Origin of the sequence: Paraburkholderia hospita (genome assembly GCF_002902965.1) — a bacterium.
In the GTDB taxonomy this organism is placed as follows: domain Bacteria; phylum Pseudomonadota; class Gammaproteobacteria; order Burkholderiales; family Burkholderiaceae; genus Paraburkholderia; species Paraburkholderia hospita.
Map to the genome: position 1 here is coordinate 1,810,281 of NZ_CP026106.1, position 14,446 is coordinate 1,824,726.

Here is a 14,446-nt window from a genome sequence, read left to right on the forward strand (position 1 = left end):
ACGGCAGACGGACGTGCGCCGCGTATCAGGGTTTATACGGAGCGCGTGGCCGTGGACGTGCAACGCTGCTACTTTACATGCGGATCGAATGGCCTCGCCTCGATCCCGCCGCGCTTCGCGACGATCGCCGTCGATTCCGGTATTTCCTGCCACCAGCCTTCCAGGTCGACGAGCGGCTCCGACAGCACGAGGAACGCGTCTGCGCCGACGGCGGCCAGACGTGGATCATCAGGATACAACTCCATCAGATGTCGGATCGACGTGCTGTGGTAGAGCGAGCGCGACTGCCGCTCGCTCGAATAGCGCGCCGACACGATCTGCTCGCCGTCCGTCGCGCAGACGGTCATGTTCAGCGGCGCCTCGATGCCGTGCCGCCGCCCCGTCTCCTCGACGAAACCCGCCATGCGCTCCAGTGCGAGCACGGGGTCGATTTCGAGCCCGAACGTGAGCGCGAGAAAGAACATGACTTCGGAATCCGTCGAGCCTTCGATCGATGCGAACAGGTCCGGGTCGATCCCGAGCATCAGGTCGCGCCGCACTTTAGGATAGTCCCGCACGAGGCCGTTGTGCATGAAGAGCCAGCGGCCGTGGCGAAACGGATGGCAGTTGGTTTCCTGCGAAGGGGTATCCGTCGCCGCGCGGATATGCGCGACGAACAGCGACGCGCGCACGGCCCGCGCGGCGTCGCGCAGATTGCGGTCGCTCCACGCGGGATGCGCGCAGCGGTAGCGGAACGGGATGTCAGTTGGATGGCCGTACCAGCCGACGCCGAAGCCGTCGCCGTTGGTGGTGGTCTGCCCGAGCCGCGAATGCAGGCTCTGGTCGATCAGCGAATGCTTGGCCCGGAACAGCACGGCTTCGAGCTGAATCGGGTTTCCTGTGTAAGCCAGCCAGCGGCACATGATCGCTCTCCTCGATGAAAAACGCCTACGCCCGCGCCGGTTTCAAACGGTTCACATCCGGGTCACGTCCGCTTCGTATCCGGTGCTCATTCGTTCAGCCGCCCGCCCGGCCACTGGCGATCGGCGTAAGAAACTCGGCCAGCCCCGTCAAGATGATCTGCACGCCAATGCAGAGCAGCAAAAATGCGGACACGCGCAGCGCCACCTTGGTGCCTTCCTTGCCCAGATAGCGGCCGAGGGTCGCGGCGTGGTTGTACGTGAACCAGACTGCGAGCATGACAAGAATCGAAATCGTCACGGACGCGATCGACGACATCACGAACTCCGACAGCTTGTGGCTGCGGTTCGCGTTCAGCGCGATGGCCGTCGCCATCGTGCCGGGGCCCGTCGTGAGCGGCACCGTCAGCGGAAAGAATGCCTTCGACATCGCGTTGTCGGGATCGACGGGCTTCACGGCCGCCTCGTTCGGCTGACGTTCCGGCGCATTGAGCATATTCCACGCGCTGACGGCCACGGCAAGACCGCCGCCGATGCGCAGCGCTTCCATTGAAATGCCGAAGAAATGCAGGATCGGCGTGCCGACAAAGAATACGACCAGCAGCACGAAGAACGCATTGAGGGAAACCCGCTTGGCGAGCGCGGCGCGTTCCGCGTCCGTCAGCGAATCCGTTCGGTCGAGAAACACGAAGGCGATCGCGATCGGATTGATGATGCTGATCAACCCGGTGAAGCCAAACAGAATCTCCGAAATCAGGCTCGAAATCATCGATGAATTTGCTCTTTGATGGTTTTGATTTTTGCGCCGCGCAACGGAGCATGAGGGCCGACCAGTGTATATGCAACGAATTCCACACGCCACGCGGGAGGCACCTTCTTCATGCAATGCAGCACGCCTGCGATGCATGCCGATGCCCACAGGCACTGCGTTTGCGCACGTTCCTTTCAATATACCTGCATATTTTTGGCGACCTTTACCGGAATGTGGCAAGAGGCATACAGTCGGTGCGCGGTATCCCAGTCGTTACTTCAGGAATTGACGTTCATCGAGACCGGCTCATTCTCATTCGAGGAGTTGTCCCATGTCATTTCGTCTGCTCGCCGTGCTGCCGTTCATCGGCATTCTGCTCGGCGTTCCGTTCGTCAACCGCGTCGAGCCGCTCGTGCTCGGCATGCCGTTCGTGCTTGCGTGGATCGTCATGTGGGTGGTGCTCAGTTCGGTCATTATGGCCATCATCTACCGGCTCGATCCTGTGAACCGGCAGGCTTCGTCCGGCGAGGAGGTGCGTTCATGAGCAGCGCCCTCGCAATCATCGTCGCCGTCACGCTGTTCGCGCTCTATCTCGGCGTGCGTGCCCGCCATGGGCATGACATGAGCCTCGAGCAATGGACGGTGGGCGGCCGCAGCTTCGGCACCGCGTTCGTGTTCCTGTTGATGGCGGGTGAGATCTACACGACGTTCACCTTCCTTGGCGGCAGCGGTTTTGCATATGGCAAGGGGGCGCCCGTCTATTACATCCTCGCGTATGGGACGCTGGCGTATGTGCTGTCGTACTGGATGCTGCCGCCTGTCTGGCGATTTGCGAAGACGCATCGCGTCGTGTCGCAGCCGCATTTCTTTACGCGCAAGTACGATAGCGCGTCGCTTGGGGTGCTGGTTGCCGTCGTTGACGTTGCCGCGCTGATTCCGTATCTCGTGCTGCAACTCAAGGGGCTGGGCATTATTGTGTCGACGGCTTCCTATGGCGCGATTTCGTCGTCGGCGGCGATCTGGATCGGCGCGGGCGTGGTGACGGTCTATGTCATTGTGTCGGGCGTGCGCGGCTCGGCGTGGAACTCGGTCGTCAAGGACATGCTGATACTTGGCATCGTGCTGTTTCTCGGGATCTATCTGCCGATGCATTACTACGGTGGCCTCGGGCAGATGTTTCATGCGATCGATGTGGCGCGGCCTGGTTTTCTCACGTTCCCTGAGAAAGGTTCGAGCGTTACGTGGTTTCAGTCGACTGTGCTGCTCACGGCGCTTGGGTTTTTCATGTGGCCGCATACGTTCGGGTCTGTTTTTACCGCGAAGGATGAACGCATCTTTCGGCGTAATGCGATTGTGCTGCCGCTTTATCAGTTGATCTTGCTGTTTGTGTTTTTTGTCGGGTTTGCTGCGGCGTTGAAGGTGCCAGGGCTTAAGGGCGGCGATATCGATCTTTCGCTGTTCAAGCTGTCGTTGCAGACTTTTGATCCGTGGTTCGTTGGGGTGATTGGTGCAGCAGGCGTGCTGACGGCGCTCGTGCCCGGTTCGATGATCCTCACTACGGCTTCGACGCTGCTCGCCAATGATATTTATCGTGGGCTCGTGCAGCGGAATGCTTCTGATGAGACTGTTGCGAAGCTTGCGCGGGTTTGCGTGCCGGTGGTCGCGGTTGTTGCTGTTCTGTTTACGCTGCATGGCGGCGAGACCATTGTTGCGCTGCTTTTGATGGGGTATAGCTTTGTTACGCAACTGTTTCCTGCCGTTATTTGCAGTCTCGCGCCGCGGAATCGGGCGACGAAACAAGGGGCGTTTTGTGGGATTCTGGTCGGGGTCGCTGTCGTTGCTGTGACGACTATCTTCAAGTTGAGTGTCGGGCAGTTGATGCCGTTTTTGCCAGATGCCTTGAAGGACGTCAATATTGGGTTTGTTGCGCTGGCGGTGAACCTTGTCGTGTTTGTTGTTGTTAGTGCGGTTACGCAGCCGCAAGCTGAAACAGATCAGTCTCGCGTGCAGACGCGTTAGGTTTTTGTGTGTTGCTGGCGGCGCATTTTGTTGTGGTTTGCCTGGTGCGGCGCTGGCATCCGGGTTTTGTCTTCGTGGCTCGGCCGGTTTGGTTTTTTGGGGTTTTCGCCGGCATCCGCGTATTGCCTTCGTGCTTCAAGCGTCGCCCCTGTGCGGGGCGGCACCTACTTTTCTTTGCCGCCGCAAAGAAAAGTAGGCAAAAGAAAGCGGCTAACACCGCCAGTTCTAGTTCTTGCCTGAGGGCCCCCAAAGGGTCCTATGCTTCACACGGCAACGTATCTGTCCGCCTGCGTTGCCAACGCTTTGTATGAGCGCCTCACCCGCTTCAAATACCCCTGCACGGGCAAGCGGCAGCGAATGGTATGTGCCGCCCAGGTGGCAAACTGTGTGTAGGTTGTCGGGTCGTATAGCTTGGCGCTCTTACAGGGCGGAACGCGTGCGCTATCAGTCCGAAGTGAGGCGTGTGAGGTGCTACGGCCTACACACAGTTTGCCACCTGGGCGGCAGCGGAATATCTGGCACGGTGTGCCGTGACGCGGGTGCGTGAAGTGGGTGAGGCGCACCCCAAGAGCGTTGGCAACGAACATGGGTCACGTGATTGCCGTGTGAAGCGTAAGACCCTTTGGGGGCCCTCAGGCAGGAAGAAGATCTAGCCGTGTTAGCCGCTTTCTTTTGCCTACTTTTATTTGCGGCGGCAAAGAAAAGTAGGTGCCGCCCCGCACAGGGGCGACGCTTGAAGCACGAAGGCATAACGCGGATGCCCGCGAAAACCCCAAAAAAACCAAACCGACCGAGCCACGAAGGCATAACGCTGGATGCCAGCGCAAACCACAAACAAACCATCCAGCCCGCGCCGCGAAAAAAAACCTTTCTACTTCGAATACAAAGTCGAATCCGCAAAATGCTCCGCATCGAGCACCCGCCCAACCAGTATCAACGCGGTACGCTGAATATCCATCCCCTGCAACCTCTCAACAATATCAGCAAGCGTACCAACAACCTTCTCCTCATCCGGCCAGCTAGCCCGATAAACCACCGCGACGGGACAGTCGCCACCGTAGTGAGGCGTCAGCTCATCGACAATACTAGCAATATGCCGCACCCCAAGATGAATCGCCATCGACGCGCGATGCCGCGCAAGATCCGCAAGCTGCTCCCCTTCAGGCATCGAAGTCTTCCGCGCATATCTCGTGAGAATCAACGTCTGCGACACATCCGGCAACGTCAACTCAACCCCAAGCGCGGCCGCGCAGGCCGCCGTAGCTGTCACACCCGGCACGATCTCATACGGAATCCCAAGCGCCCGCAAGCGGCGAATCTGCTCCCCAATCGCGCCATACAACGACGGGTCGCCCGAATGCACACGCGCGACGTCCTGCCCCTTCGCATGCGCGTCGGCAAGCAGACCAACGATCCCATCCAGATCGAGCTCGGCCGTATTCACCACCTTTTCGGCGACATTACCGCTCAACACGGCTTCAGGCACAAGCGAACCGGCATACAGAATCACCGGACACGTGCGCACCAGGCGCTGCCCCTTCACCGTGATCAGTTCAGGATCACCCGGTCCCGCGCCGATAAAAAACACCGTCATTTCACAGCACTCCAATCTTCTTCGTTCAATGCGCGCAGCAGTTGCGCCGGACTGTCGAACTCGCGATCGACCTCAGGCAGCGAAGGACGCCGCATCATCACCACGGGCACCTTCAGTTCGCGCGCGACCTCGAGCTTCGGCTGCGTCGCCGCTCCGCCACTGTTCTTCGTCACCAGCACATCGATGTGATTCAGCGCGAACAGCGCCCGCTCGCCGTCGATATCGAACGGGCCGCGCGCGTCGATGATGTGTGCACGCCCGTTGCCCGGATGCGCGTCGAGACAGCGCACGATCCAGTATTGATGCACAGGTATTTCGTCCAGATGCGCAAGCGGTTCGCGGCCCGACGTGAACAGCACTCGACGAAACGGACGGATCGCATCGACCAACTGATCCCAGCCGTCGACCATGCGCCAGTCGTCGCCCGCTTGCGGGGTCCAGCCCGCGCGGCGCAGCGCCCAGCACGGCACCTTGGCCTCGCGGCACGCCGCGGCCGCATTCGCGCTCATTTGCGCGGCATACGGATGCGTCGCGTCGATCACGAGCGCAATGCCTTCGCTTTCGATAAAACGCGCAAGCCCGTCGCTGCCGCCAAACCCACCGACGCGCACTTCGCACGCCAGCCCTTCCGGCACACGTCCAAGTCCCGCCAGGCTATAGATATGCCGCGGCCCGACTTGCCGCGCGATCTGCAATGCGTCGCCCGTGCCGCCGAGCAATAACACGCGCTTCATCGCGCCACTCCGATGATGTTGCCCTGCCGGTCGATCGCGAACATCTCGACTTCGACCGACGCGGGCACGATGTCGCGCGCCACATCGCGCGCAAGTGCGCAGACGATATCGCCGAGCGGCACGCCTTTTTCCCGTGCCATCGCGAGCGCTTCCTGGCTCGTGTTCGCGCCGACGATAGCGGCTTGCAACGCGGCGTCGCTCGCGGCATGTCCGGCCGACCACGCGGCGAGTTGCGGCAAGTCGATGCTCGAATTGCGGCTATGCAGATCGAGATGCCCCGCCGCGAGTTTGCTCAGCTTGCCGAAGCCGCCGCACATGCTGAGCTTGTCGACGGGCGCGCGCTTCAGATGCTTGAGCACCGCGCCCGCGAAGTCGCCCATCTCGATCAGCGCGATATCGGGCAACCGGTAGTAAGCGCGCATCGCGTCTTCGCTCGCATTGCCCGTACACGCGGCGATATGCCGATAGCCGTTCGCGCGCGCGACGTCGATGCCCTGATGGATCGACGCGATATACGCCGAGCACGAAAACGGCCGCACGATACCCGTCGTGCCGAGTATCGACAGCCCGCCGACAATGCCCAGGCGCGGATTCATCGTCTTCTGCGCCAGCGCTTCGCCGTTCTCGACACCAATCGTCACTTCGAAGCCGCCCGCGTAGCCATGCTCGGCGGCCAGTTCGGCGAGATGCGCGGTCATCATCTGACGCGGCACCGGGTTGATGGCCGGCTCGCCGACGGGCAGCGTGAGGCCCGCGCGCGTCACCGTGCCGACGCCCGGCCCCGCATGAAAACGCACGCCGGGTTCATCGGCGAGACGCACGCGCGCGAACACCACGGCGCCGTGCGTGACGTCGGGATCGTCGCCCGCGTCCTTGACGGTGCCCGCTTCGGCGCCGTCCTTACCGCCGTCGATCAGGCGGCAGAACACGAGTTGCATCGGCACATGCTGGCCTTTCGGCAGCACGATTTCCGCGACATCGCTCGCGATACCCGACAGCAGCAGACGCGCCGCCGCCAGCGACGTCGCCGTCGCGCAGCTTCCCGTCGTGTAGCCGCTGCGCAGCGGCGCGGGTTGTTCGGGCGTTTCGTCGCGCATCACGGTTTGCGGGTGTCGAGTAGCGTGATCGGCAGCGCGGAGCGCCACGTTTCGAAGCCGCCGAGCGCCTGCGCCTCGGCAAGCGCGATACGTGTCAGCGTGCCGCCGTGCTGCGCGCGCCACGCGACGAGCGCCGCCTCGCCTTCGAGCGTGACGGCGTTCGCAATCAGCCGCCCGCCTTGTTTCAACGCGCGCCAGCAGGCGTCGAGCACACCATGCGCGGTCACGCCGCCGCCGATGAAAATCGCGTCGGGCGCGGGCAGGCCTTGCAATGCGTCAGGCGCCTTGCCTGCGATCAGTTGCAGTCCGGGCACGCCGAGCGCGTCGCGATTGTGCTCGATGAAGCGCTGACGTTCGCCGTTCGCTTCGATCGCTATCGCGCGGCAACTGGCGTGCGCGCGCATCCATTCGATACCGATCGACCCGCAGCCTGCGCCGACGTCCCACAGCAGTTCGCCGGGCGCGGGCGCAAGGCGTCCGAGCGTCAGCGCGCGCACGTCGCGCTTCGTCAACTGGCCGTCGTGACGATAGGCGTCGTCGGGCAGTCCCGGTGTCAACGCGAGCCGTGGCGCATCGGACGACGCATCGCGCCGGCAATCGAGCGCGATCACGTTCAACGACGCCGTCTCGGCGATCGACCAGTCGTGCGCGCGAGCGTCGATCAGGCGTTCGGATGCGCTGCCCAGATGCTCCATCACGATCATGCGCGTCGCGCCGAAGCCGCGTTCGACGAGCCATGCGGCGACGGCGGCAGGCGTCGCGCCGTCCGCGCTCAGCACGAATACGCGCGCACCATCATGCAGATGCATCTGCAACGCGGCAAGCGGCCGCCCGACCAGCGACACGGTCGCCACATCCTGCAACGCCCAGCCAAGACGCGCCGCCGCAAGCGACACCGACGACGGCGCGGGCAGCACGCGTAATTGATCGGCGGCAACGTAGCGCGCGAGCGTCGCGCCGACGCCGTAGAACATCGGATCGCCGCTCGCCAGCACGCACACGGGCGTGTCGCGCCGCGCGAGCACGGGTGCGATGTCGAACGGATGCGGCCAAGGCTCGCGCGCGGCGGACAGGCACACGGGCAGCATCGCCAGATGCCGTTCGCCGCCATAGATCACGGACGCGTCGATCAGCGCGCGCCGCGCCGTTTTCCCCAGGCCGGCAAAACCGTCATCGCCCATTCCCACCACGGTCAGCCACGCCGACATGCGTCGATCCTCATCTGCTTGCTGTACTGAAAACGCTGCTGCGGGCCGTGTTTCAAGGCTGCGGCATCGTTGTGCTGTTCGAAAAAAGGCATAATACCCGTTCGCCGGTGCCTTTCGGGGCCTAAGAGGGAACACACATCACTGCGATGACCGTGACTGCCCCCGCAACTGTATGCAGCGAGTCCACGCCAACGCGCGCCACTGGAAAACCCGGGAAGGCCCGGCATGGACGACCTGTGAGTGCTTTGCATGGGACCAGAGTAAGACGCTAAAGCGTCAACTCTGGTCGACAGCTTTGCATGGGACCAGAGTAAGACGCTAAAGCGTCAACTCTGGTCGACACAGGACACCTGCCGGCCAACAGTTCGTGCCAGCCAACATCGGGCGGGGTGTACCGATGCCGAGCCGCTCTCCTTCGAGATGCCCGGGCCGTCGCGCGACGTTAACCCGGTGATGTCTTGAGCCACGCTTTCCATTCGTCCGACGCTTCCGCCTTGCGCCCTTCGGCTTGTCCGGGGCTGTTGCGCATCGTGCCCGCGCTCGACGGCGGCATCTGCCGCGTGAAGCTGGCAGGAGGCGAGTTGAGCGCAACGCAGGCGCTCGCCATTGCTGGGGCGATCGACGAACACGCGTCGGGTATCGTCGACATCACGAATCGCGCGAACCTGCAATTGCGCGGCGTGAAGCGCGGCCATGAAGACGCCCTCGTTGCAGCGCTGCTCGACGCGGGCCTCGGCCCGCAGAACATTGAGCACGCATTCGCCGACGACGTGCGCAACGTAATGATCAGCCCAGCGACGGGCCGCGATGCGAACGCCTTATTCGACACAACCACGCTCGCTGGCGATCTGCTGACACTGCTGCAAAGCGACACGCGTTTCGCCGCGCTGTCGCCGAAATTTTCGCTGATGCTCGATGGCGGCGAACGTCTGATGATGCTCGATCATCCGCACGACATCTGGTTTTCGGCGATGCCGCATCCCGCGCGTTCGGTTGTGTTGTTCGCATTCGGCCTCGCTGGCTGTCCGCCCGTTGCTGCGGAACATGAGAGCGCATTAGCCACCGTTACGGCTTCGGATCTTGCAACGTTCACGCGAGCGCTCGTGCACACGTTCCTCGACCTCGCCGCGCCGGACGATACCCGCATGCGCGATCTGCTCACCGCGCATTCCATCGAAAGCATCATCAAGCACGCCGAACGCAAAAGCGGCGTACAGGCGTTGCGCGACGCGTCCATCGAACGCTGGCGCCGCGAACCGGCTGATGCATCGCGAAGGCTCGGCGCGCATCGACAAAACGACGGACAACGCTGGCATGTCGGCGCCCAGCCCGCGTTGGGCCGTATAAACAGCGCGACATTGCGCGGCCTCGCCGAACTCGCACGCGGCAACGAACGCGCGACGCTGCGCATGACGCCATGGCAAAGCGTGATACTCACCGACATCGACACAGCGAACCTCGACGCCACATTGCAAACGCTCGAAGCGCTCGGCCTCGCCACCACCGCTGACAATCCGCTAACCCGCGTGATCGCGTGCACCGGCTCGACAGGCTGCGCGAAGAGCCACGCCGACACCAAAGCCGATGCCCTGAAGCTCGCCGCACACGTGCCCGAACATACGCAAGTGCATCTCAGCGGCTGCCCGCGTTCATGCGCGGCCGCGCACCGCGCGCCCTACACGCTGCTCGCAGTGGCCGACGGCCGCTACGACCTGTACCAGACACACGACCCGCGCGACGCCAACGGCTTCGGCCGATGCATCGCGCGCGGTCTGACGATCGACGAAGCCGCGGAAGTGCTACAAGCGTCCGCCCTTCCCCCAACTGATGAGCCATTCGATGCTTGACTACATCCGCGACGGACAGGAAATTTATCGCCAGTCGTTCGCGACGATACGCGCGGAAGCCGACCTCACGCGCATTCCCGCCGACCTCGAAAAACTCGCCGTGCGCGTGATCCATGCGTGCGGGATGGTCGATATCGTCGGCGATCTGCGCTTTTCGGAGGGCGCGGGCCGTGCGGGGCGCCAGGCGCTCGCCAACGGCGCGCCGATACTCTGCGACGCACGCATGGTCGCCGAAGGCATCACGCGCGCGCGGCTGCCCGCGCACAACGAAGTGATCTGCACGCTGGCCGATCCGTCCGTGCCCGCCCTCGCGCGCGAGATGAACAACACGCGTTCGGCGGCGGCGCTCGAATTGTGGCGGCCACATCTGCCTGGCAGCGTCGTCGTGATCGGCAATGCGCCGACCTCGCTCTTTCATCTGCTCGACATGCTCGATAGCGGCGCGCCGCGCCCCGCGCTAATTCTCGGCTTCCCGGTCGGCTTCATCGGCGCGGCGGAGTCGAAGGCGATGCTCGCCGCCAATAGCCGTGGCGTGCCGTTCGTCGCCGTGCAAGGCCGGCGCGGCGGCAGCGCGATGGCGGCGGCCGCCGTGAACGCGCTAGCATCGGAGGACGAATAATGGCCGATCAGGCGAACAGCACGCGCGGGCGTCTCTATGGTCTCGGTGTCGGTCCCGGCGACCCGGAGCTGATCACGGTGAAAGCGCTGCGGCTGCTGAAGTCGGCGCACGTGGTCGCGTACTTCGTCGCGAAGGGCAAGAAAGGCAACGCGTTTTCGATCATCGAGTCGCATCTGTCGAGCGAGCAGGAACAGTTGCCGCTCGTCTATCCCGTGACGACGGAAGCGCTCGAGCCGCCGCTATCGTACGAAGCGATCATCGCCGACTTCTACGACACGGCCGCCGAAGTGGTCGCGAAGCACCTCGATGCGGGACGCGACGTGGCCGTGATTTGCGAAGGCGATCCGTTCTTCTACGGCTCGTACATGTACCTGCACGACCGGCTCGCCAACCGCCTCGCGCCACGCTTCGAAGGCGAAGTGGTGCCCGGCGTGTGCTCGATGCTCGGTGGCGTCGCCGTGCTCGGCCAGCCCCTCGTGTATCGCAACCAGACCTTGTCGGTGCTGTCGGGCGTGCTGCCCGAAGACGAACTCAAGCGCCGTCTCGCCGCCGCCGATGCCGCCGTCGTGATGAAGCTCGGCCGCAATTTCGACAAGGTGCGCCGCGTGCTCGACGAACTGGGACTCGCGGAGCGCGCGCTGTACGTCGAACGGGCGACGATGGCGAACCAGCGCATCGTGCCGCTCGCCGAAGTCGATCCGATGGCGTCGCCCTACTTCTCGCTGCTCGTCGTGCCGGGGGAAAAATGGCAAGGCTGACGACGCCACCCGCAATCGTGATACTCGGCGTCGGCGCGCAGGACACGGCGCGGCGCGTGCAATCCCTTTATGACGGCGCGCAGGTGCATGGCCTGCAAGGCCGCGTCGCCGACGCCGATGTCGCGTACACGGAACTCAACGCGCATCTGCGCGCACTGTATGCGAGCGGCACGCCGATCATCGCGTTGTGCGCGGCGGGCATCGTGATCCGCTGCATCGCGCCGCTGCTCGCGGACAAAGGCGTCGAGCCGCCCGTGCTGGCCGTCGCCGAGGATGGCAGCGCCGTCGTGCCGCTGCTCGGCGGGCTGTCGGGCGTCAACGTGATGGCGCGCGAAATCGCCGCCGCCCTCGACGTGCCGCCCGCGATCACGACGAGCGGCGAACTGCGCTTCGGCGCGTGCGTTCTGAATCCGCCCGACGGCTACACGCTCGCGAGCATCGACCAGGGCAAGCGCTTCGTGTCCGATCTGCTCGCGGGCGAAGCGACGCGCATCGAAGGCGACGCGCCGTGGCTCGACAGCGTGCAACTGCCGCGCGCCGACGACGCTCGACGCGCGATCCGCGTCACGCCGCTGGCGTGGAATGGCGCGACGGACGAACTGGTGATTCATCCACGCAATGTCGTCGTCGCCGTCCATGCAACGGGACCGGATGCCGGCTCGTTGCCTCAACGGATACTCGAAGCGGCGCAGACGCATGGGCTGGCGGCGCAATCGCTGGCGGTGCTGCTCGCGCCTGCTTCGCTGACGGGCGATCCCGCGCTTCAGCAGGCTGCCGATGCGTTGCAGGTCGCATTGCGCTTCGCCGTCGGCAGCGGTGAAGACAACGACACGGCAGAGATGCTTCGCCAAACCTTACGCGTCCCCCACAAAGCGCTCGATGCAAACGCCGACGCGCCCATCGCCTTCGCCGTCACGCACGCGCCGCTCGATCCCGCGACAGTCGGCCGCGCGCGCGGCAAGCTGAGCGTGGTCGGCCTCGGGCCCGGCGACGCGTCGTTGATGGTGCCCGCCGCACGCACAGCGCTGACGCAGGCCACCGACATCCTCGGCTACGAAACCTACGTGAAGATGGCGGGCCCGTTCCGCGCGGACCAGCGCGTGCACGGCACCGACAATCGCGAGGAAATGCAGCGCGCCCGCCATGCATTCGAACTGGCAAGCACGGGACGGCACGTGGCGATGGTGTCGTCCGGAGATCCAGGCGTGTTCGCGATGGCAGCCGCCGTACTGGAAGCGCTCGACGAAGTGGGCGAAGACGGGCGATACGCGGCGTGGGCCGGAGTCGAACTGGAAATCGTGCCGGGCGTATCCGCCGCGCTGGCGACAGCCGCGCAGGCTGGCGCGCCGCTCGGCCACGATTTCTGCATGCTGTCGCTGTCGGACAATCTGAAACCGTGGTCGATCATCGAAAAGCGGCTGCGGCACGCGGCCGAAGCCGATCTGGTCATGGCGTTCTATAACCCAATTTCGCGCGCCCGACCGTGGCAACTCGACAAGGCGCTCGATATCGTGCGCGAATGCCGCGCGCCCTCGACGACCGTCGTGCTCGGCCGCGATATTGGCCGTCCCGGCGCGACATTGAAAACGACAACGCTCGCCGAGCTGAAATCCGCCGATGTCGATATGCGGACAATGGTAATAATCGGCTCGTCGACGACCCGCGTGTTCCGCCCCGCCAGGCGCGGCCGGGAATGGGTTTACACACCGCGCTGGTACGAATAGGAGCCGCTTAAACGTTTGCATCGATTTAGACCGGCCATTTATTGAAATTGAATAAAGCCGGCGAAAGGTGAATTACGGCCGCGCAAGAAAAATAAACTAAAGTTTTTTCATAACGCGACGTATACAACGATTATCTCCGGCCACCGCTTCATTCGCCCATCATGCAAACCAGTGAAGACACTGTCGACATAGACGCGAGCGCGCCTGTCACCGCTGCGCGTCAGCTTTCGCCCGATGCCGTACCCGTAGGCACACCGCTCGAGTTTCCGATTATCGACAGCGATGGCGCGCTGCTCTTCGATCGCGGCGCGATCGTAATCGGCGCGGATGAGCACCGCTTCCTGTTCCAGCATTTCAAGCCGCAGCGCGGCGACCTGGACACCGCGTACGACGACGGCACGCCCGCCGCGCAGGCGGCAGCCAAGCCAGGCGACGCCGAAGCGCTCGCGCTCAAGGACATGCATCTGACGATCGGCGCGCTGATCGGCGTGCGCTCTCAGGTCGGCATGGGCGCGCCGATGCATCCGTCGCGCATCATCGGCTTTGCGCCGAACGAGTCGCTGTTCGTCACCCCGCCGCTCGTCGATGGGAAGCCGATGGCGCTGTCCGTCGGCGAGAACGTCGAGATCGTCGCGATTGCGAGCCAGGCGGTGTTCCGCTTCGTGTGCACCGTCGATTCCGTCTGCCAGGTGCCGTTCCACTATCTCGTGCTGTCGAAGCCGGGCGTGGTCCGCCGGCTGCGCGAGCGCAAGTCGGTGCGCGTGCGCGCGAGCCTGCCGCTGCGCTTCAGCGTCGAAGCGCAAGGCACGGGCTACGAAAGCCTCGGCCTCGTGCAGAGCGTGAGCGCGCTGGGCATGTCGTTTTCCGCCGCGTGGACGGTCGGCGAAATCGGCAAGCGCATCCGCGTGGCGTTCACGCTGCGCTCCAAAGACATGGAGACGCCGATCGAAACCACGGCGATCATCCGCAACGTGCAGCCCGGCTCAAAACCCGGCGATCCCGCCACGCACGGCATCGAGTTCGACCAGCTCAACCAGGTCGAGCAGATGGCGCTGAAAGTCTATGTATTCGACCGGATCGACGATGTGATCTTCTGGACGAGCGGACCAAAGTAACGCCTGACATTGCGCTCGCGCATGAAAAAAACGGCCCGGTGATTTGCGTGACCGGGCCGTTTGGCTTGTGGGCCGCCTCGA

13 protein-coding genes and 1 riboswitch are annotated in these 14,446 nt (G+C 63.7%); of the genes, 7 read left to right on the forward strand and 6 right to left on the reverse strand.

What is annotated here, in order from left to right:
• Window positions 1-68: 68 nt before the first annotated feature.
• Together C2L64_RS26485 and C2L64_RS26490 are read right to left on the reverse strand one after the other, a co-directional pair.
• A complete protein-coding gene (locus C2L64_RS26485; protein WP_007589735.1) occupies window positions 69-902 on the reverse strand; it encodes a class II glutamine amidotransferase in 834 nt (277 codons plus the stop codon).
• A 94-nt stretch (window positions 903-996) separates the two neighbouring features.
• Entirely contained in the window at window positions 997-1,668 is a 672-nt protein-coding gene (locus C2L64_RS26490; RefSeq protein WP_007589734.1) for a MarC family protein, read from the reverse strand.
• A 313-nt stretch (window positions 1,669-1,981) separates the two neighbouring features.
• Here C2L64_RS26490 and C2L64_RS26495 point away from each other — a divergent pair, with 313 nt between their 5' ends.
• Window positions 1,982-2,194 (forward strand): DUF3311 domain-containing protein, encoded by a 213-nt coding sequence (locus tag C2L64_RS26495; protein WP_007589733.1) that lies wholly within the window; start codon window positions 1,982-1,984, stop codon window positions 2,192-2,194.
• Window positions 2,191-3,669 carry a sodium:solute symporter family protein gene (locus C2L64_RS26500; protein ID WP_007589732.1) on the forward strand — a complete coding sequence of 493 codons (1,479 nt, stop codon included), beginning with the start codon at window positions 2,191-2,193 and terminating at the stop codon, window positions 3,667-3,669. The genes C2L64_RS26495 and C2L64_RS26500 overlap by 4 nt, the downstream gene beginning before the upstream one ends.
• Window positions 3,670-4,540: 871 nt before the next feature.
• On the opposite strand, the gene cobM is transcribed toward C2L64_RS26500, so the two are convergent.
• Genes cobM through C2L64_RS26520 form a run of 4 tightly spaced genes read right to left on the reverse strand, consistent with a single transcriptional unit; the run spans window position 4,541 to window position 8,302 of the window.
• Entirely contained in the window at window positions 4,541-5,263 is a 723-nt protein-coding gene (gene cobM / locus C2L64_RS26505; protein WP_009769742.1) for a precorrin-4 C(11)-methyltransferase, read from the reverse strand.
• Window positions 5,260-5,997 (reverse strand): cobalt-precorrin-6A reductase, encoded by a 738-nt coding sequence (locus C2L64_RS26510; protein ID WP_009769743.1) that lies wholly within the window; start codon window positions 5,995-5,997, stop codon window positions 5,260-5,262. Before C2L64_RS26510 ends, cobM begins: the two co-directional genes overlap by 4 nt.
• Entirely contained in the window at window positions 5,994-7,094 is a 1,101-nt protein-coding gene (locus C2L64_RS26515; RefSeq protein ID WP_009769744.1) for a cobalt-precorrin-5B (C(1))-methyltransferase, read from the reverse strand. The genes C2L64_RS26510 and C2L64_RS26515 overlap by 4 nt, the downstream gene beginning before the upstream one ends.
• On the reverse strand, window positions 7,094-8,302 hold the full coding sequence (locus tag C2L64_RS26520) for a bifunctional cobalt-precorrin-7 (C(5))-methyltransferase/cobalt-precorrin-6B (C(15))-methyltransferase (RefSeq protein WP_009769745.1): 1,209 nt from the start codon (window positions 8,300-8,302) through the stop codon (window positions 7,094-7,096). Before C2L64_RS26520 ends, C2L64_RS26515 begins: the two co-directional genes overlap by 1 nt.
• Before the next feature lie 88 nt (window positions 8,303-8,390).
• Window positions 8,391-8,674: riboswitch (cobalamin riboswitch) on the forward strand.
• 86 nt (window positions 8,675-8,760) lie between these two features.
• Here C2L64_RS26520 and cobG point away from each other — a divergent pair.
• From cobG to C2L64_RS26545, 5 genes are all read left to right on the forward strand, one after another.
• Window positions 8,761-10,149: a precorrin-3B synthase gene (cobG, locus tag C2L64_RS26525; protein ID WP_238554819.1), complete on the forward strand. Its 1,389-nt coding sequence runs from the start codon at window positions 8,761-8,763 to the stop codon at window positions 10,147-10,149.
• Window positions 10,142-10,768, forward strand: coding sequence for a precorrin-8X methylmutase (locus tag C2L64_RS26530; RefSeq protein ID WP_009769747.1), 627 nt, complete (start codon window positions 10,142-10,144; stop codon window positions 10,766-10,768). Before cobG ends, C2L64_RS26530 begins: the two co-directional genes overlap by 8 nt.
• A complete protein-coding gene (locus C2L64_RS26535; RefSeq protein WP_009769748.1) occupies window positions 10,768-11,526 on the forward strand; it encodes a precorrin-2 C(20)-methyltransferase in 759 nt (252 codons plus the stop codon). Before C2L64_RS26530 ends, C2L64_RS26535 begins: the two co-directional genes overlap by 1 nt.
• Window positions 11,514-13,250 carry a precorrin-3B C(17)-methyltransferase gene (gene cobJ, locus C2L64_RS26540; protein WP_009769749.1) on the forward strand — a complete coding sequence of 579 codons (1,737 nt, stop codon included), beginning with the start codon at window positions 11,514-11,516 and terminating at the stop codon, window positions 13,248-13,250. Before C2L64_RS26535 ends, cobJ begins: the two co-directional genes overlap by 13 nt.
• Before the next feature lie 161 nt (window positions 13,251-13,411).
• Window positions 13,412-14,365 (forward strand): flagellar brake protein, encoded by a 954-nt coding sequence (locus C2L64_RS26545; protein WP_009769750.1) that lies wholly within the window; start codon window positions 13,412-13,414, stop codon window positions 14,363-14,365.
• Window positions 14,366-14,446 lie beyond the last annotated feature (81 nt).